The organism is Thiocapsa sp., assembly GCF_011390875.1.
GTDB lineage: Bacteria > Pseudomonadota > Gammaproteobacteria > Chromatiales > Chromatiaceae > Thiocapsa.
Genome location: NZ_JAABRP010000110.1, coordinates 1 through 16,718 on the forward strand (window position 1 = coordinate 1; position 16,718 = coordinate 16,718).

Consider the following 16,718-nt stretch of genomic DNA (forward strand, 5'->3'; position numbering starts at 1 on the left):
TCTCGGGGAGTCGCTGTGCGAGACTCGGACTCTCCGCGACGATTTCCTCGATCTCTTGACGGGCGTTACGGATCGAGCGCCGCCATGAAGGGCTGCGTCTGGCCGGCTGCTCTTGCCATTCCAGGAGGTGCAGGAGCAAGACGCGTAGATGGGCGCTTCGGGTTCATGAGCCGACTTCAGATTTCGTTGGCGCGTCATCGCGGTCGCCTCTTCTCTTGTTGACTCCGAGATACGCCCCCTCGGCGCAAACTCGTTTTAAAATTCTTATTTTTCAGAATCCTAAACCGCGTCGGCTCGGACGTTCAAGGATCCGCCCGAGGCAGCTCCAATCCAAGAACGATTCATGCCGCTTCGGACGCGGTTTAGGCCCGCAACGTCTTGGGTCCGTCCGGAGTGCCGAGGATCAAGACATCCGCCGGGCGCAGGGCAAAGATGCCGACCGTGACCACACCGGCGATATTGTTGATCGTTTGCTCCAGCTTGGCGGGCTCCATAATCTCCAGATGCTGCACGTCCAGAATCAGGTTTCCGTTGTCGGTCACGAAGCCGTCTCGCCAGACCGGGGTACCGCCCAATTGGACCAGCTCGCGTGCCACATAGCTGCGCGCCATCGGAATCACCTCGACAGGCAGCGGGAAGGTACCCAAGACCTTGACCAGCTTGCTCTCGTCCGCGATGCAGACGAACTGCCGGCTTGCTGCCGCGACGATCTTTTCGCGGGTGAGTGCGCCGCCGCCGCCCTTGATCAACTGGAGCTGCGCGTTGGACTCGTCCGCCCCGTCGACATAGAGCGAAAGCTCGCCGACGGCGTTGAGATCGTAGACCGGGATCCCGTGCCCCTTGAGTCGCTCGGTCGAGGCGACCGAGCTGGACACCGCGCCCTCGATGCGACCCTTGATGCCGGCAAGCGCGTCGATGAAGTGATTCACGGTCGAGCCCGTTCCGACCCCGATGATGCCGTCCTCGACATAAGCAAGCGCAGCCTCTGCGGCCTGTTTCTTCATGGCGTCTTGTGTGTTCATGTGTCCTCCGGTGTGTTGATCGAGTTTCGGGGTTCAGCGATTCGTTGTCCGTTTTTGGTTTTCCGCTATAAGCTAAAGAGCGATTCAAAAACAACGGAAGCACGTAGGATGGGTAGAGCTTCAGCGAAACCCATCCAGCCCGCGCCAAGGCTCGCGCCGACGCTTGGTTGTGACCCGCGCGGATCGGCACAACCTGCTCTTTTCAAGCTCCGGCAGTATGATACCAGAGCCCAGAAACCCACAGATCCGTCCGGAGTGACGCCGTGCCGAGAGTGAGATGCTTCGTTTCGAGTGCGTCCAATGCCAAATGTCCGTCCGGCACTCGGCGGAGAGACGGCTTAAGAGCCTGTATTCTTGACGCTCTAAACCGCGTCAGCTCCGACGCTCCTGCATGCAGTCGACACGGATCCAATCCAAGAACACTGCCTATCACTCCGGACGCGGTTTAGATGCCCGACGCCTATATCGAACGGATCCTACGTGCCCGCGTCTACGATGTGGCGAAAGAGACACCGCTGACGCATGCGCCACAGCTCTCCGCGCGGCTCGACAACGCGGTTTTTCTCAAGCGCGAGGACCTGCAGCCCGTGTTCTCGTTCAAGTTGCGCGGGGCCTACAACAAACTCATCCATCTGGATCCGGAGGTGCGTGCGCGCGGCGTGATCGCGGCCAGTGCGGGGAACCATGCTCAGGGCGTGGCGCTCGGTGCCGCTAAACTCGGGGTGGCGGCCACCATTGTCATGCCGCGAACCACGCCAGCCATCAAGGTGCGCGCGGTGCGCCGACTCGGCGGTAAGGCCGTCCTGCATGGCGACTCTTACGACGAGGCCTTTGCCCACGCGATGACCTTGGTCGCAGAAAAAGGGTTGACCTTCCTGCACCCCTTCGATGACCCCGACGTCATTGCCGGTCAGGGGACGATCGGGATGGAGATCCTGCGCCAGCATCCTGTCCCACCCTATGCGATCTTCGTCCCGGTGGGCGGCGGCGGGCTGATCGCGGGTGTGGCGGCCTACGTCAAATGGTTGATGCCGGAGGTGCGCGTCATCGGCGTGGAGCCGCAGGATGCACCCACGCTGCATGCGGCACTCGCCGCAGGGCGGCGTGTCGAGCTGGCACAGGTCGGGCTCTTCGCCGACGGCGTTGCCGTGAAGTTGATCGGCGAGGAGACCTTTCGTATCGCCCGCGAGCGTGTCGACGAGGTCGTGCTCGTGAGCACCGACGAGATCTGCGCTGCAGTCAAAGACATCTTCGACGACACTCGCGGGATCGCCGAGCCGGCCGGTGCACTCGCCGTCGCGGGCATGAAGCGTTATGTCGAGACGCACAAGATCAAGGGCGAGCATCTGATCGCGATCGAGAGCGGCGCCAACGTGAACTTCGATCGTCTGCGCCATATCGCGGAGCGTGCCGAGCTCGGCGAGCGGCGCGAGGCGTTGCTCGCGGTCGAGATCCCAGAACGTCCGGGCAGCTTTCTGGCCTTCTGTCGCGTGATCGGACGGCGTCAGATCACCGAGTTCAACTATCGTTACTCGGATGCGTCACGGGCGCAGGTCTTTGTCGGTGTCGAGCTGGCGCGCGGCGACGAGGAGCGCGCCGAACTGATCGGCCGCCTCGTGGAGAAAGGCTTCGGCGTGCTCGACATGACCGAGAACGAGACGGCGAAGCTGCACATCCGATACATGGTCGGCGGACATGCCGAAGGGATCGAGGACGAGACGCTGGTGCGGTTCGAGTTTCCGGAGCGCCCCGGCGCGCTGCTGGATTTTCTCTCGGCCCTTGGCAAGCGTTGGAACATCACACTGTTTCATTATCGCAACCACGGCGCAGCCTACGGTCGGGTGCTGATGGGTGCCCAGATTCCGCCCGATGATACGGATGCCTTTCGCGAGGCGCTCGATACCCTGGGTTATCAGTACTGGGAAGAGACCGAGAATCCGGCCTATCGTCTCTTTGCCGGATCTAAACCGCGCTCGGGACGCGATTTAAAATAGACCTGCCGCTCGGTCACGACGGCGTCGAGCGGGATGTCCCAGGGGCGGGCCTCGATCTTTGCGAGGCGCTGGCACTCGTGCGCGACGCCGATCAGTCGGGGCCGTCGCCAGTATCGGCGTAACTTCAGATAGGCCAGGGTGCGATCGTAGTAGCCGCCGCCCATGCCGATGCGATTGCAGGCGCCGTCGAAACCCACCAAAGGGACCAGGATCAGGTCGAGATGGCTGGCGGGACGGATATGTCGGCCGCGCCGCGTAGGCTCGGGGATGTCGAATCGATTGAGGCGCATCGTCTCGTCTGCGCTCCAACGCACGAAGCTGAGCTTGATGCGCGATCGCCCTCCGATCCTTCGGCTCAACACCGGAAGATAGACCGCCTTCCCGTCCTCGAGCGCCTCCTTCAGCAAGGGGCGTGGATCGAGCTCGCCATCGGCCGGCCAATAGGCCGCAATCCGGCGGGCACGCCGATAGCAATTCTCATGACGAAGCAGCCGAGCAACGAGGCGCGCATGTTCACGCTGAGACCGGCGGCTCAGGGCTCGACGGTTCGCGCGCAGCGCTTGGCGAAGATCTTTCAGGTTGGCCATGGCGGGAACGAAAGGGACACCCCCCGCCTGTGCCGTTGCAGACCTTTGTTCTTGAACCAGGAGGTTCAAGTGGGAACACTCGGCTCGGCTTCAGGCTTCCCGCTCGAAGGCGGACTTGCACAACGGCCTCGCTTCTATGTCCCCAGGGCAGCGATTAGGCTCAAGAAAATACCCAGGCCACGATCGGACACTGCAGGGGGTGTCTGAGAAAGAAGGCTATACCCTTTCGCCCGATGCGTCCAGCGCCTGTTCGGCCGCCAGCGCCTGCGCGACTCGCTCCTGCAGGAGCAGCAGTCGCGGATCGAGGTCGCCACTGTCGACGGCGCGGGTTTTCTGAAGCTGGAACAGCTCATGGGCAATATTCAGGGCCGCCATCACCGCGATGCGATCGGTGCCAATGACGCGACCGGTCTTGCGGATTTCGCGCATCTTGCCGTCGAGCAGGCGTGCCGATTCGCGCAGTCCGTTTTCTTCGTGCGGCGCGCAGGCGATGCGGTAGTCCTTGTCGAGGATCCTGATGTTGACCTGAATCGCCTCTTCGCTCACAGACTTTCCTCCATCGCGCGCAGCCGCGACAACATGGCCTCGACTCGGCTGCGTGCTTGCTCGGTCTTTTCGATCAGCTCGCCGCGCTCGGCAACCAGGCTTTCCTGGCGAGACCGCAGGGATTTGTTTTCGTCGCGCAGGCGCTGGTTCAGGCGGATCAATGCCTCCACCTGTTGTTCCAATTGGTCGAGGTCGAAATGTGCCAAAGTCCACGACTCCGTTGAATTTCGTCGCACTATAGAAGGCGTGCGGAGGTCGGTCAATCGCAAGGGACCGCATGTTATTATCGAATGCCGTCCGGGTGCTCGCGCTCGCGGCCCTGTCCCTGTTTATCGTCCTGTTTTCCGAGAGGAGGTCGCCACGAATATCGACGACGATCGGCTTGCCCGGTATCTGGCGGCAGGCGCACTCTGCGCGACGCCCAGCGAGGCCCACGGCATCCTCTGCGGCCTGATGTGTGGCGGCGATGCGGACCCCGAGTCCACTTGGCTGCAACAGCTCCTGCCCGCCTCCGAGGCGGGTGATTTGCAGGTCGACGAGGGACGCGAGGCCCTCTCGGAGCTGGCGCGACTGACACGCGAGGAGCTCGAGGCGTCCGAATTCGGCCTCACGCTGTTCTTGCCCGACGACACGCGACCCCTTGCAGAACGGGCGACGGCCCTCTATGACTGGGTGCGCGGGTTTCTTTACGCTTGGGGCACGCTCGACCTTGCGGGCGCGCAGCCCTCTGCCGAGACAAACGAGATCCTACGTGATTTTACCGACCTGACCCGCATGGATCTCGACCGACTCGACGACGACGAGCAAAACGAAGAGGCATTGACCGAAGTGAGCGAATTCATCCGGGTTGCGGCGATGATGATCTATCAGGAGCGCGTCGTCGCTCGCGTACACTCGCCCGAGTCATGACGGCGACCGAGTACAAACGACGCCGTCGCGCCCTGGCCAACGCGATCGGCCCGAACGCCATTGCGATTGTCCCGGCCGCGAGCGAGGTCGTGCGCAACCGCGATGTCCATTACCCCTTTCGCCAGAACAGTGACTTCGTCTATCTGACCGGCTTTGCCGAACCCGACGCCGTCGCGGTGATTGCGCCGAAGCGCAATGACGGCGAGTACGTGCTGTTTTGTCGTCCTCGCGATCCGGAGCGCGAACAGTGGGACGGCCGGCGCGCGGGTGTTGACGGTGCTACGGCGGATTTCGGAGCCGATCAGGCGTATCCGCTGAGCCAGATCGATGAGGTCATGCCGACCCTGATCGACGGGCGCGAGCGGCTGTATTTCGCGATCGGCAGCGATGCGGCGCTCGACGCGCGGGTCATGGGCTGGGTCAACCGGGTCCGTGCGAACATTCGCGCCGGCGCCTGCGCGCCCGAAACCTTTGTGACCATCGAGTCGGTGCTGCACGAGATGCGGCTGCGCAAGAGCCCTGCCGAGATCAAACAAATGCGCCGAGCCGCGGAGATCTCCGCCGCTGCCCACCGGCGGCTCATGCAGATCTGCGAGCCCGGCATGAATGAGGCCCGGCTCGAGGCCGAGTTCCATCACGTCTGCGCCGTCTCGGGTGCGCGCGATCAGGCCTACTCGCCGATCGTCGGCGGCGGCGCCAATGGCTGCATCCTGCACTATGTCGAGAACCGGGCGCCGCTGCGTGACGGGGATCTCGTCCTGATCGATGCCGGATGCGAGCTCGGGGGGTATGCCTCGGACATCACCCGGACCTTTCCCGTGAACGGGCGCTTCAGTGCGCCCCAGCGCGCGCTCTACGAGCTGGTGCTCGAGGCGCAGGCTGCGGCGATCGGCAAGGCCAAGCCCGGCAATCTCTGGAACGAGCCGCACGACGAGGCGGTCAAGGTCTTGACCAAGGGACTGATCCATCTCGGCCTGCTCAAGGGCAAGCTCGCCGAACTGATCAAGGAGGAAGCGCACAAGCCCTATTACATGCACCGCACGGGGCATTGGCTGGGAATGGATGTCCACGACGTGGGAAGCTACAAGCAGAAGGGCGCGTGGCGGCCCTTCGAGCCGGGGATGGTGTTGACGGTGGAGCCCGGACTCTATCTCGCCGATGCGGACGAGATCCCTGAGCATTATCGACAGATCGGGATCCGCATCGAGGACGATGTGCTGATCACGGAATCGGGCAACGAGGTCCTTTCCGCCGCGGCACCGAAGGATCCCGATGCAATCGAATCACTCATGGCGGACAACTAAACCGCGTCCGGAGCGACATGCGTCATTTTCATTTTGCGTTTGGCTTTGGAGATGTCCACGATCTCGGTGAGACGCGGTTTAGAATTTAATATTTTATAGTACTTTAAACCGCGCCGGCTCCGACAGTCGTCGGAGCTGCTGCGGCCAAGCCACTCAAACACATCACGCATACCGCACCGGGCGCGGTTTAAAGGCAAGCATGCACGAATACGATCTGGTCATCATCGGCGGGGGCTTGGTCGGCGGCAGCCTGGCGTGCGCGCTGTCCGGCTGCGGGCTGCGTATCGCGGTCGTGGAGGCGGTACCGGCCTCGGCCGAGCACCAGCCGAGCTACGACGAGCGCGTCATTGCTTTGTCTTGGGGCAGTCGCCGGATCCTCGAAGCGATCGGCGTCTGGGCGGATATCGCCCCGGAGGCGGAGCCGATTCGCCAGGTCCATGTCTCCGATCGCGGGCATTGCGGGTTCACGCGGCTCGGTCCGGACGACGCGGGTGTCGAGGCCCTCGGTTATGTCGCCCCGGCGCGCGTGATGGGAGCCGCTATTCGCACCGCGCTCGCGTTGTCTCCCGATGTGGAGCTGCTCTGCCCGGCACGGCTCTCGTCGCACCGCGTCACGGCCGACCGGGTTGAGCTCGAGGTGCAGCACGGCGACGAGCGGCTGCGTTTGAGCACCACTCTGCTGGTTGCGGCCGACGGTGGAGATTCGGCGGTGCGACGGCAGCTCGACCTCGAGACCCGCGACGAGCGCTACGCCCAAGACGCCGTCATTACAACGGTTTCGCCCGATCGCCCGCGCACCGGAGTGGCCTTCGAGCGCTTCACCGACACGGGACCGTTGGCCCTGCTGCCGATGACGGGCGGACGTTACTCGGTGGTCTGGACCTGTCACGGCGAGGAGACGAGCGCGCTGCTTGCGCTGTCGGACGACGCCTTCCTGACGCGCCTGCAGGCGCGCTTCGGTTACCGGCTCGGGCGTTTTCTGCAGGTGGGTCCGCGTCGCGCCTATCCGCTGAAGCTGGTTCTCACGCGTAACCCGGTGCAACCGCGTGTCGTGCTGATCGGCAACGCGGCCCATACGCTCCATCCGGTGGCCGGCCAAGGCTTTAATCTGGGTCTGCGTGACGTCGCCGCCCTCGCCGAGGTCATCGCCCAAAGCGAGCGTGCGGGTGCGGATCTCGGTGGTCCGGCGGCGCTCTCGGACTATCGGGACTGGCGCGGTTCGGATCAGCCAAGCACCGCACGACTGACCGACCTGCTCGCCCGCGTCTTCGTCAACCCCTGGACGCCGCTGCGGCTCGCCCGCAACGCGGCCATGTTGGGTCTGGATCTCATCCCCCCGGCGCGCCACCGCGTGGCGCAGCGGTTCATGGGCGTGGGCGGACGCTTGCCGCGCCTCGCCTGCGGGGTCCCATTGGAGAAGACCGATGCACGAAACTGAGTCCATGTCATCGAGTGTTCCGAACACGACCGCGTCGCAGGAGGCATTGTTCGACCTGCTCGTGGTCGGTGGCGGAATGGTCGGATCCGCACTCGCCCGCGCCTGTTCCGGCAAGGGGCTGCGGATCGCGGTCATCGAGACCCGCGCGCCGCAGCGCGTTTGGCCTGCGGGGGAGATCGACCTGCGTGTCTCGGCCTTGAGTCGAGCCAGTCAGCGCATCCTTGCGCGCCTCGGCGCGTGGAAGCGCATTGCGGCCCTCGGCGCCAACCCCTATCGCAAGATGTGCGTGTGGGACGCACTCGGAGGAGGAAGCATCCATTTCGATGCCCAATCGCTCGGCGAACCCGATCTCGGGCATATCGTCGAGAACCGCGTCATCCAACTGGCGCTTTGGGAGACGCTTGAGTCCGCGCCGGACATCACCCTGGTCTGCCCCGCATCCATCGTCGAGATCGAACGCACTGAGACCGAATCGCGGGTGGTACTCGGTGACGGGCAGGTCATTGCGGGTCGCCTGCTGGTCGCCGCGGATGGGCGAGACTCGCTGGTGCGCGAGCTCTCGGGCATCGAGACCGAAGGCCAGGACTACGATCAGCGCGCGATCGTCGCCACCGTCCGACCGGGAGATTGGCATCAAGAGACCGCTTGGCAGCGCTTCCTGCCGACCGGACCGCTGGCCCTGCTGCCGTTGGCCGACGGGCGCTGCTCGATCGTGTGGTCCGCAACCGACGAGCGTGCCACCGAGTTGCTGGCGATGGATGATGCCGCCTTCTCGGCGGCCGTGACGGATGCCTCCGAGGCACGGCTCGGCCCGCTCGTCGTCGAGGGTCCGCGCGCCGCCTTTGCGCTTCGACTCCAGCACGCCAAACAGTACGTCCTGCCGGGGTTGGCCCTAGTCGGCGACGCCGCCCATGCGGTCCATCCCCTCGCCGGGCAGGGCGTGAACCTGGGTTTCCTCGACGCCGCCGAGCTGACCGCGGCGATCGATCTCGCGTTGGAACGGGGACGCGACATCGCGGGCCTTTGGGCGCTGCGCCATTACGAGCGAGCGCGCCGCGGCGACAACACCGCCATGCTCGCCGCGATGGATCTGATCAAGCGCACCTTCAGCAACGAAGTCCCGCCGGTTGCTGCGGCACGCAGCCTCGGTTTAACCCTGACCGACCGGATCGGCCCGATCAAGGCGCTCTTCATGGAGCGCGCGCTCGGTCTGGGGAGCGACCTGCCGCCACTCGCGCGTCAGCTGTAAAGCGCGCCCCGACATGCTTTTTCCGCGCCGATCGCTTAACCTTTGCGGCGCTGGCGCCTCCTCGTCATCCTTGCCGAAGGTTTTCGTTTTGGCGACCATTTCGGATCTTTCAGACACCGCGCAGCGGATCCTCCGCACGACCTGGCCGAGTGCGCCGTCGTGGAGCAACGCGGGTATCTGCCTGCCCGCAAGCGCCGAACGCGGACCATGAACGCTCGCATCGCATGGTGGCGCAATCAACGACACCTAAACCGCACCGGGCGCGGTTTAACGACAAGCATCTAAAGACAAGGGGACAGACATGACAGCCAAGAATGCGTTTTACGCACAATCCGGCGGCGTCACCGCCGTCATCAATGCCTCTGCTTGCGGCGTGATCGAAACCGCGCGGCTTCACTCGGTGCGGATCGGAAAGGTTTACGCCGGGCGCAACGGCATCATCGGGGCCCTGACCGAAGACCTGATCGACACCGGCCGCGAGTCCGACGAGGCCATTGCCGCGCTGCGCTATACGCCATCGGGCGCATTCGGCTCCTGCCGCTACAAGCTCAAAAGCCTGGAGGCCAACAAGCGCGAGTACGAGCGTCTGATCGAGGTCTTCAAGGCCCACGACATCGGCTACTTTTTCTACAACGGCGGCGGCGACTCGGCCGACACCTGCTACAAGATCTCGCAGCTCTCCGAGACCATGGGCTACCCGGTACAGGCCGTGCATGTGCCGAAGACCGTCGACAACGATCTACCGATCACCGACAACTGCCCGGGCTTCGGCTCCGTGGCAAAGTACATCGCCACCTCGACCCTGGAGGCCTCGTTCGACGTGCGCTCCATGGCGAAGACCTCGACCAAAATCTTCGTGCTCGAGGTCATGGGTCGTCATGCCGGCTGGATCGCCGCTGCGGGTGGGCTGGTCGAAGACCACGGCATCCCGGTGATGATCCTGTTTCCCGAGATCGAGTTCGACCAGGAGCGCTTCCTGGCCGCGGTCAAGCAGAAGGTCGAGCAGCACGGTTACTGCACCATCGTGGTCTCCGAGGGCGCGAAGTATCCCGACGGGCGTTTCCTCGCCGAGCAGGGCACGCGCGATGCCTTCGGTCATGCCCAGCTGGGCGGCGCGGCTCCGGTCGTGGCCAACATGATCAAGGATGCCACCGGCTACAAGTTCCATTGGGCGGTCGCCGATTATCTCCAGCGCGCTGCGCGTCATCTTGCCTCCAAGACCGACGTCGAGCAGGCCTATGCGATGGGACGGGCCGCGGTCCAGTTTGCCCTCGAAGGGCACAATGCCATCATGCCCACGATCAAGCGCGTAAGCCAGGACCCCTATCGCTGGGAGGTCGGCGAGGCGCCCCTGTCGGAGGTCGCCAACGTCGAGAAGTTCATGCCGCGCGACTTCATCTCCGAGGACGGTTTCGGGATCACGCCGGTCTGCAAGGAGTACCTGATTCCGCTGATCCAAGGCGAGGACTATCCGCCCTTCGAGAAGGGGCTGCCGAAGTACGTCACGCTCAAGAACGTGGCGGTCGAGAAGCGCCTGCCTGCGTTCGAGATCTGAGGAGGCTCGGGGGGCGATTCAGCCGCCGGCCTCCAGCCTCCTGGTTCTGGCTTCTCGTCCTTAGCTATTAGCTACCAGCTTCCGGGCTTCTGCCTGGTAGCTGGTAGCTGGTAGCTGGTAGCTGGTGGCTGGTGGCTGGTGGCTGGTGGCTGGTGGCTGGCGGTTGGCTCCGCTTAGCCTCGAATGCCGCGTCGATCTCGGCACAACGCCGGATGCGGTTTAGTCCGTGCACGATCATTGGGATTTCCCGGTACCGGATGGGCTACAATCGGGCGTATTCGACCTGATCCCGCCAACGCGACTCGCCGTGCATCGGCGAATCGGTCGCGTCCCGGCGATTCCATCCGAACCACAGAGGCTGACCCATGGATCCGAAGCGCGTCCCACGCGGCGATAATATCCCGAGCGAAATCAACGTCATCATCGAGATACCGTCGCATGCCGAGCCGGTGAAGTACGAGATGGACAAGGCGACCGGCGCAATGTTCGTCGATCGTTTCATGTCCACGGCCATGCACTATCCCTGCAACTACGGGTATGTACCGAACACCTTGTCCGCGGATGGCGACCCGGTCGACGTGATCGTCGTGACGCCTTATCCGCTGATTTCGGGATCCGTGATCAAGTGTCGTCCGATCGGCGTACTCAAGATGACCGACGAATCGGGAGACGATGCCAAAATCCTGGCGCTGCCGATCGATAAGCTTTTCAAGGGTTACCGCGAGATCGAGAGCTTCCGCGACATGCCTGCCCATTTGCTCGATCAGATCTCTCATTTCTTTGAACATTACAAAGACTTGGATGAAGGCAAGTGGGTCCGCGTGATGGGCTGGGGCGGCCGCGAAGACGCGCGCGAAGAGATCATGAGCAGCGTGAGAATGTTCGAGGAAGCACCGGAGAAGCCGGCATTCTGATGCGTCGTACCCTGTCGGTGTCTCTGCTGATCCTTCAGCGCCGCCACTGCGCGGATCGCAAATGCCGCTGACACATTTCGACGAGAAAGGTGCGGCCCATATGGTGGATGTGGGAGACAAGGATGTCACCAAACGCTGTGCCGTTGCAGAGGGGAGCATCCTGATGGAGCCTTCCACGCTTGCACGGATCATCAGCGGCGAGCACCGCAAGGGCGATGTGCTCGGCGTTGCGCGGATCGCCGGAATCATGGGCGCCAAGCGCACCGCCGATCTGGTGCCCTTGTGTCATCCGCTCAGTCTGACCCGGGTCGCCGTGGAGCTGGAGCCGCGGGCCGAGACATCAAGCGTTTACTGCTCGGCGACGGTCGAGACCAGAGGCTCCACCGGGGTGGAGATGGAGGCGCTCTGTGCGGTGCAGATCAGCCTCTTGACGATCTACGACATGTGCAAGGCGGTGGATCGGGGCATGAGTATCGAAGGTGTACGCTTGCTCGAGAAAAAGGGAGGGAAATCCGGACACTGGATGCGAGGCGGTGCGCCTGCCGATGACTGGAATTCCGTTGAGAGCGATCCCGTCCAAGGCGGCTCGGACGAGCCCGCCGCGTCATGGAAAAAGCGATGACCCAATTCGTGGAGTGGTCCGCCGCGCTCAGCGTCGGCATCGACGAGATCGACGCGCAGCACCTAGCGCTGATCGAGCTGATCAACGAGGTGCAGGATGCCGTCGTCGCGGGCCTCGAGCGGGAGCGCCAGCTCGAGGCGCTGGGGCGGCTCGCCGAGTACACCAAGATCCATTTCGCCGTCGAGGAGAGCCTGATGCGCATCTTCGGCTATCCGGATTACGAGCGCCATAAGATGCAGCACGAGGGGCTGATCCGAAGCATGCTGGACTTGCAGCGTCGGCTCGCCCTGGAACAGGACGCGCCGATCGACGAAGGACTGATGCGGCACCTCAAGCATTGGCTGCTCGATCACATCCTGCAAAGCGATCAGGATTACAGTCGTTTTTTTCTCGCCGCAGGTGCCCTGTCGCGACACCAAAAACCGTCCTGGGCGACGCGGATGTGGGACCATTTATACTTCTGCGGCTCCAAGTGTTGGAGCTAAACCGCGTCGGGTCACCACCTCTGCCCTTTGTATTGGCTCGACCCTGCATGATCATCCTGCCGCGGGAGTGGATGCGGTTTAGGCTGCTGATGATGTCCGAACGGATTCCGGCGTGGCGGCCTTGGTGTTCGCCGCACTATGTCTTGCAGGGAAACAGCGGCCTTTTCTCCGGCCCCAGCTTACGATGAATCCATTCTACCAACGCGCCCATTTCCTGACCGCTGCCGCACGGGTCGATCAATGCCCCGCGGACGAGGGCCGCGAGGTTGCATTCGCGGGTCGCTCGAATGCCGGCAAGTCCAGTGCGATCAATGCACTCTGTCACCAGAATGCCCTCGCGCGCACGAGCAAGACGCCCGGGCGCACGCAGCAGCTCATCTTTTTCGAGTTGGACGAGACGCGACGCTTGGTCGATCTCCCCGGCTACGGGTATGCCAAGGTTCCGGATGCGGTCAAGCGCGACTGGCAGCAGCACATGGCGGCCTATCTCGAGCAGCGCCGCTCGCTCGGCGGTCTCGTCGTCGTGATGGATATCCGCCATCCGCTGGCCGAGTTCGATCGCCAGATGCTCCATTGGGGCGGACGCGCCGATCTGCCGATGCTCGTTCTGCTCACCAAGGCGGACAAACTCAAGACCGGGGCGGCCCGCGCCACGCAGCATGCGGTCGAGCAGGCCGTCTCGGATATGGTGGGACAGGTCGAGGTGATGCTGTTCTCTGCCTTGAAGCGCCAGGGCGTGGAATCCGTTCAGCGATTGCTCGATCTCTGGCTCCAAGTGGACGCCGCGACCGAATCCACGGGTCCGTCGGAGCCTCGGACAAGGGACTGAGTCCAAAACGGGCAGACGGTGCCGGCCGGATCGCGCCGGCGCTCCGTCAGCCCGCGAGTTGTTGCCCGAGGTCAGTTGCCCATGCCCTGCGGGGGCGGACCCTGATCGAAGCCGGGTGCGCCATAACCGGGAGCACCGAATTCGGGCATCATGGGCGGATGCCCCATACCGCCACGCTCGCCTGGATAGGGCATGCCGCCGGGATAACCGCCCTGCGGACCGTAACCGTAGCCATAACCCCCGGGCTCATAGCCGCCGTGAGGTGGCATACGCGGCATCTCGGGCATCGGGGGAGGACTACCGAACAGTGCGCGGGCCGCCTCGATCTGTTCTTCGCTCATGGCCTCGACGGTTTTGCGATAAGCCTCGAATCGCTCTTCCATCTCCTTGCGACGCGCTTCCGCCTCGGCCCATGGCGGCGACTCCGGCATCTCGACCCCGCGCTCCGCCGCATCGGCACGCATTTGCTGCCAGTGCGCATCTCGCATCGCGCGGCGTTCTTCGGGGGTCATGGAGCGCATCTGCTCACGCATCTCTTGGCGTTGTTGGCGCATTGCTTCCATGTCCTCGGGCGACATGCCGCGACGCTCGGGCATGGCCGGCGGCTCGGGCATCTGCGGCCGATCGGTCGACTCCCACGGCGGCGTCTCGGGGAGGGCCAGGCCGATCTCGGCGGCACGCGCGCGCAACTCTTCGTAGCGTTTCTCGCGTTCGGCCATCATGGCAGCGCGACGCTCCTCGGCCTTGGCTCGGGCCGCCTCGCCGGGTGTGGGCGCATCGCTCGAGGCATCGGTGGATGCATTGGCCGGCACATCGGCCGGAGCCGGAGCCGCTTCGTTCGGGGGCTCGACCGGGGCTTGACTCGGTTCGCTCGCCTGCGGAGTGGCAAAAGCGCCTTGGCCGATGACGAGCGCCAGTGTTGCCGCGGAGACGAGCGGGATCATGCGAGACGTGTCGGGCATGGAGGTACTCCTCGAAGTGGTGATCGTCAGGGAAGTTCGGCGGATCCCTCGCCTTCGGCTCGGTGTCGCTCGACCGGGCAGGCGTGGCCAACCCCAATTCCTTAAACCTGCACCGGTTGTCGCCGTGCCCGTCTGGAATCAACGTCATTTTGCTTTTGCGGGGCGGGTGGACACCCCGAGACGAACGCAGCAACATCTCGGAGCTTAACCGATCCGTGACCCCGAGCGACACCCCTTCAGAACGGTGATCTGCATCATCCTGGATCCGGCAGTTGAGCGCTTCATGCTTCATTCCGAGGTTTGACCGCCTTGATGATCGCGCTCATCCGAGAGCGCACCGGCCGGGTGATGGGCGCAGCGACCCCCGGGCACGCCACGCGCCGGCTCCCCGGGTTAGGATTGGGCGGCGCGGGTTGCGATACCCCGAAATCGACGCGAGGAGCGTGTATGCAGATCGGCGACTTGATGAACATGAGCGGTGTGGCATTCGGAACCAGCGGTGCCCGCGGGTTGGCGCAGGCGATGACCGATCGGGTGTGCTACGCCTACACGGCCGGGTTTCTCGGTTATCTTCGCGCGAGCGGCGTGCTCGCATCGGATGCCGATGTCGGCTTGGGCGGCGACCTGAGACCCAGCACCGGCAGGATCCTGATCGCCTGTGCCCGGGCGGCGCTCGATCTGGGCTGCCGGCCCCGCTACCTCGGGCGTATCCCGAGTCCGGCCGTTGCTGCCTGGGGGCTGGCGCGTGGTGCGCCGAGCCTGATGGTCACCGGCAGCCACATCCCGGACGACCGCAACGGCATCAAGTTCAATCTGCCGACGGGCGAGATCCTCAAGCGCGACGAGGAGGGCATCCGCGCGCAGACGCTCCAGGTTGCAGAGACGCTCTTCGACGCGGCCGGCGCCTTCGTCGAAGACCAGTCCGCCGCGCTTCCGAAGGAGGATCCCCTCGCCTATCGCGACTACCTCGATCGCTATCTGGACTTCTTCCCTTCGGGTTGTCTCGACGGCCTCCATGTCGGTGTCTACGAGCACTCCAGCGTGGCTCGCGGCGCCTATGTCGATGTGTTGGAAGGGCTCGGCGCCCGCGTGACGCGGCTGGGATTCTCGGAGGTCTTTGTCCCTGTCGATACCGAAGCGATTCGCCCCGAAGACGTCGCTCTTGCGCGTGACTGGTCTGCGACGGGGAACTTCGACGCCCTGGTTTCCGCCGACGGGGACGGCGACCGTCCTCTGGTCGGCGACGAGACGGGAGACTGGTTGCGCGGTGACATTGCCGGGATCCTGTGTGCACGCCAACTCGGCGCCCGCGGGGTGGTGACACCCGTGAGCAGCAACACAGCGGTCGAGCGATCGGGCTGGTTCGAGACAGTGCTGCGCACCCGGATCGGATCGCCCTTCGTCATCGAAGGGATGCAGGATCTAGTCGACCGAGGCATGGACCGGGTGGTCGGATACGAGGCGAACGGCGGCTTCCTGCTCGCCACCGACATCGAGCAAGAGGGTCGAATCCTGCGAGCCTTGCCGACGCGCGACGCGGTCTTGGTCGCGATCGCCATCCTGCGCGCGGCCGTCGAGCAGGGGAAACCGGTGTCGGCCCTGTCCGCCGATCTCCCGCCCCGCTTCACGCGGAGCGATCGTCTGAAGGATTTCCCGACCGAGATCGCTCGGCAGCGTCTCGCCGAGATCCATCGCGGCGATCCTGCACGGGACAGGGCGGCCGCTCAGGCGGTGTTCGGCACCGCTTTCGGTCCGGTCGCCGCTCTGGACGTGACCGACGGCCTGAGGATCACCTTTGTCACCGGCGAGATCGCGCACCTGCGCCCCTCGGGAAATGCACCGGAGCTGCGCGCCTACACCGAGGCGGACAGCCCGGAGCGTGCCGAGGAGATGAATCGGATCTGCATAGAGATCCTCTCCAGCTGGCGTGCTTAAACCGCGTCCGGTATGACCCGCGCTCGTCGGCGGGTCGGCGTGGCCTCCCAGCAACCAACAGCCGTCGACGCGACGCGGTTTAAGGAATTTTGGAAACGATTCAACCGTAGGATGGGTAGAGCACAGCGAAACCCATCCTCCACGCACCAACGTCCCGTTCCCGCCACCGACAGAGCACAGCGAAACCCATCCTCCACGCGCCGACGTCCCGTTCACGGCACCGACAGAGCACAGCGAAACCCATCCTCCAAGCGCCAACGTCCCGTTCCCGCCACCGACAGAGCACAGCGAAACCCATCCTCCACGCGCCAAGGGCATCGGACCGAAACCCGGAAGCGCGGCGGTTTGGAGGATGGGTTTCACTGAC

At 64.1% G+C, this 16,718-nt stretch carries 16 protein-coding genes, 1 other RNA gene and 1 pseudogene; 11 read left to right on the plus strand and 7 right to left on the minus strand.

Annotation, left to right across the window (positions count from 1 at the left end; genetic code table 11):
- Both GPT33_RS10445 and rpiA read right to left on the minus strand, forming a co-directional pair.
- Positions 1 to 142 (minus strand): annotated as a pseudogene (locus tag GPT33_RS10445) (DUF29 family protein); the annotation flags it as partial.
- A 220-nt stretch (positions 143 to 362) separates the two neighbouring features.
- Complete coding sequence (gene rpiA, locus GPT33_RS10450) at positions 363 to 1,022, minus strand: ribose-5-phosphate isomerase RpiA (RefSeq protein WP_213457579.1); 660 nt, start codon at positions 1,020 to 1,022, stop codon at positions 363 to 365.
- Positions 1,023 to 1,471: 449 nt separating this feature from the next.
- On the opposite strand from rpiA, the gene ilvA reads away from it, so the two are divergent.
- Complete coding sequence (ilvA, locus tag GPT33_RS10455; protein ID WP_296808414.1) at positions 1,472 to 3,016, plus strand: threonine ammonia-lyase, biosynthetic; 1,545 nt, start codon at positions 1,472 to 1,474, stop codon at positions 3,014 to 3,016.
- Here ilvA and GPT33_RS10460 read toward each other — a convergent pair.
- The 4 genes from GPT33_RS10460 to GPT33_RS10475 all read right to left on the minus strand — a co-directional run bounded on the left by GPT33_RS10460 (position 2,965) and on the right by GPT33_RS10475 (position 4,355).
- The gene (locus GPT33_RS10460; protein ID WP_296808417.1) at positions 2,965 to 3,603 is read right to left on the minus strand and encodes a 5-formyltetrahydrofolate cyclo-ligase; all 639 of its coding nucleotides are present in this window, start codon (positions 3,601 to 3,603) and stop codon (positions 2,965 to 2,967) included. The genes ilvA and GPT33_RS10460 overlap by 52 nt on opposite strands.
- A gap of 16 nt (positions 3,604 to 3,619) precedes the next feature.
- Positions 3,620 to 3,805, minus strand: a non-coding RNA gene (gene ssrS / locus GPT33_RS10465) — 6S RNA.
- 14 nt (positions 3,806 to 3,819) lie between these two features.
- Positions 3,820 to 4,149, minus strand: coding sequence for a cell division protein ZapA (locus GPT33_RS10470; protein ID WP_296808420.1), 330 nt, complete (start codon positions 4,147 to 4,149; stop codon positions 3,820 to 3,822).
- Positions 4,146 to 4,355 carry a TIGR02449 family protein gene (locus GPT33_RS10475; protein WP_232406202.1) on the minus strand — a complete coding sequence of 70 codons (210 nt, stop codon included), beginning with the start codon at positions 4,353 to 4,355 and terminating at the stop codon, positions 4,146 to 4,148. Before GPT33_RS10475 ends, GPT33_RS10470 begins: the two co-directional genes overlap by 4 nt.
- Positions 4,356 to 4,515: 160 nt before the next feature.
- Between GPT33_RS10475 and GPT33_RS10480 the strand changes: the two genes are divergently transcribed.
- The 9 genes from GPT33_RS10480 to yihA all read left to right on the plus strand — a co-directional run bounded on the left by GPT33_RS10480 (position 4,516) and on the right by yihA (position 13,454).
- A complete protein-coding gene (locus GPT33_RS10480; RefSeq protein ID WP_296808462.1) occupies positions 4,516 to 5,058 on the plus strand; it encodes a UPF0149 family protein in 543 nt (180 codons plus the stop codon).
- Positions 5,055 to 6,362: a Xaa-Pro aminopeptidase gene (gene pepP, locus GPT33_RS10485; RefSeq protein ID WP_296808427.1), complete on the plus strand. Its 1,308-nt coding sequence runs from the start codon at positions 5,055 to 5,057 to the stop codon at positions 6,360 to 6,362. The genes GPT33_RS10480 and pepP overlap by 4 nt, the downstream gene beginning before the upstream one ends.
- Positions 6,363 to 6,561: 199 nt before the next feature.
- Positions 6,562 to 7,800: a 2-octaprenyl-6-methoxyphenyl hydroxylase gene (gene ubiH, locus GPT33_RS10490; RefSeq protein ID WP_296808430.1), complete on the plus strand. Its 1,239-nt coding sequence runs from the start codon at positions 6,562 to 6,564 to the stop codon at positions 7,798 to 7,800.
- Positions 7,787 to 9,049 carry a UbiH/UbiF/VisC/COQ6 family ubiquinone biosynthesis hydroxylase gene (locus tag GPT33_RS10495; RefSeq protein WP_296808433.1) on the plus strand — a complete coding sequence of 421 codons (1,263 nt, stop codon included), beginning with the start codon at positions 7,787 to 7,789 and terminating at the stop codon, positions 9,047 to 9,049. The genes ubiH and GPT33_RS10495 overlap by 14 nt, the downstream gene beginning before the upstream one ends.
- Positions 9,050 to 9,350: 301 nt before the next feature.
- Positions 9,351 to 10,604 carry a 6-phosphofructokinase gene (locus tag GPT33_RS10500; RefSeq protein ID WP_296808436.1) on the plus strand — a complete coding sequence of 418 codons (1,254 nt, stop codon included), beginning with the start codon at positions 9,351 to 9,353 and terminating at the stop codon, positions 10,602 to 10,604.
- A 365-nt stretch (positions 10,605 to 10,969) separates the two neighbouring features.
- Entirely contained in the window at positions 10,970 to 11,518 is a 549-nt protein-coding gene (ppa, locus tag GPT33_RS10505) for an inorganic diphosphatase (RefSeq protein ID WP_296808439.1), read from the plus strand.
- Positions 11,519 to 11,579: 61 nt separating this feature from the next.
- On the plus strand, positions 11,580 to 12,140 hold the full coding sequence (gene moaC, locus GPT33_RS10510; protein ID WP_296808442.1) for a cyclic pyranopterin monophosphate synthase MoaC: 561 nt from the start codon (positions 11,580 to 11,582) through the stop codon (positions 12,138 to 12,140).
- Complete coding sequence (locus GPT33_RS10515) at positions 12,137 to 12,625, plus strand: bacteriohemerythrin (protein WP_296808445.1); 489 nt, start codon at positions 12,137 to 12,139, stop codon at positions 12,623 to 12,625. Before moaC ends, GPT33_RS10515 begins: the two co-directional genes overlap by 4 nt.
- Positions 12,626 to 12,809: 184 nt before the next feature.
- Positions 12,810 to 13,454, plus strand: a complete 645-nt coding sequence (yihA, locus tag GPT33_RS10520) for a ribosome biogenesis GTP-binding protein YihA/YsxC (RefSeq protein ID WP_296808449.1) — start codon at positions 12,810 to 12,812, stop codon at positions 13,452 to 13,454.
- A 71-nt stretch (positions 13,455 to 13,525) separates the two neighbouring features.
- Here yihA and GPT33_RS10525 read toward each other — a convergent pair whose 3' ends face one another.
- Positions 13,526 to 14,416, minus strand: coding sequence for a hypothetical protein (locus GPT33_RS10525; RefSeq protein WP_296808452.1), 891 nt, complete (start codon positions 14,414 to 14,416; stop codon positions 13,526 to 13,528).
- A 447-nt stretch (positions 14,417 to 14,863) separates the two neighbouring features.
- Here GPT33_RS10525 and GPT33_RS10530 point away from each other — a divergent pair, with 447 nt between their 5' ends.
- Positions 14,864 to 16,351 carry a phosphomannomutase gene (locus GPT33_RS10530; RefSeq protein WP_296808455.1) on the plus strand — a complete coding sequence of 496 codons (1,488 nt, stop codon included), beginning with the start codon at positions 14,864 to 14,866 and terminating at the stop codon, positions 16,349 to 16,351.
- Positions 16,352 to 16,718: the final 367 nt, after the last annotated feature.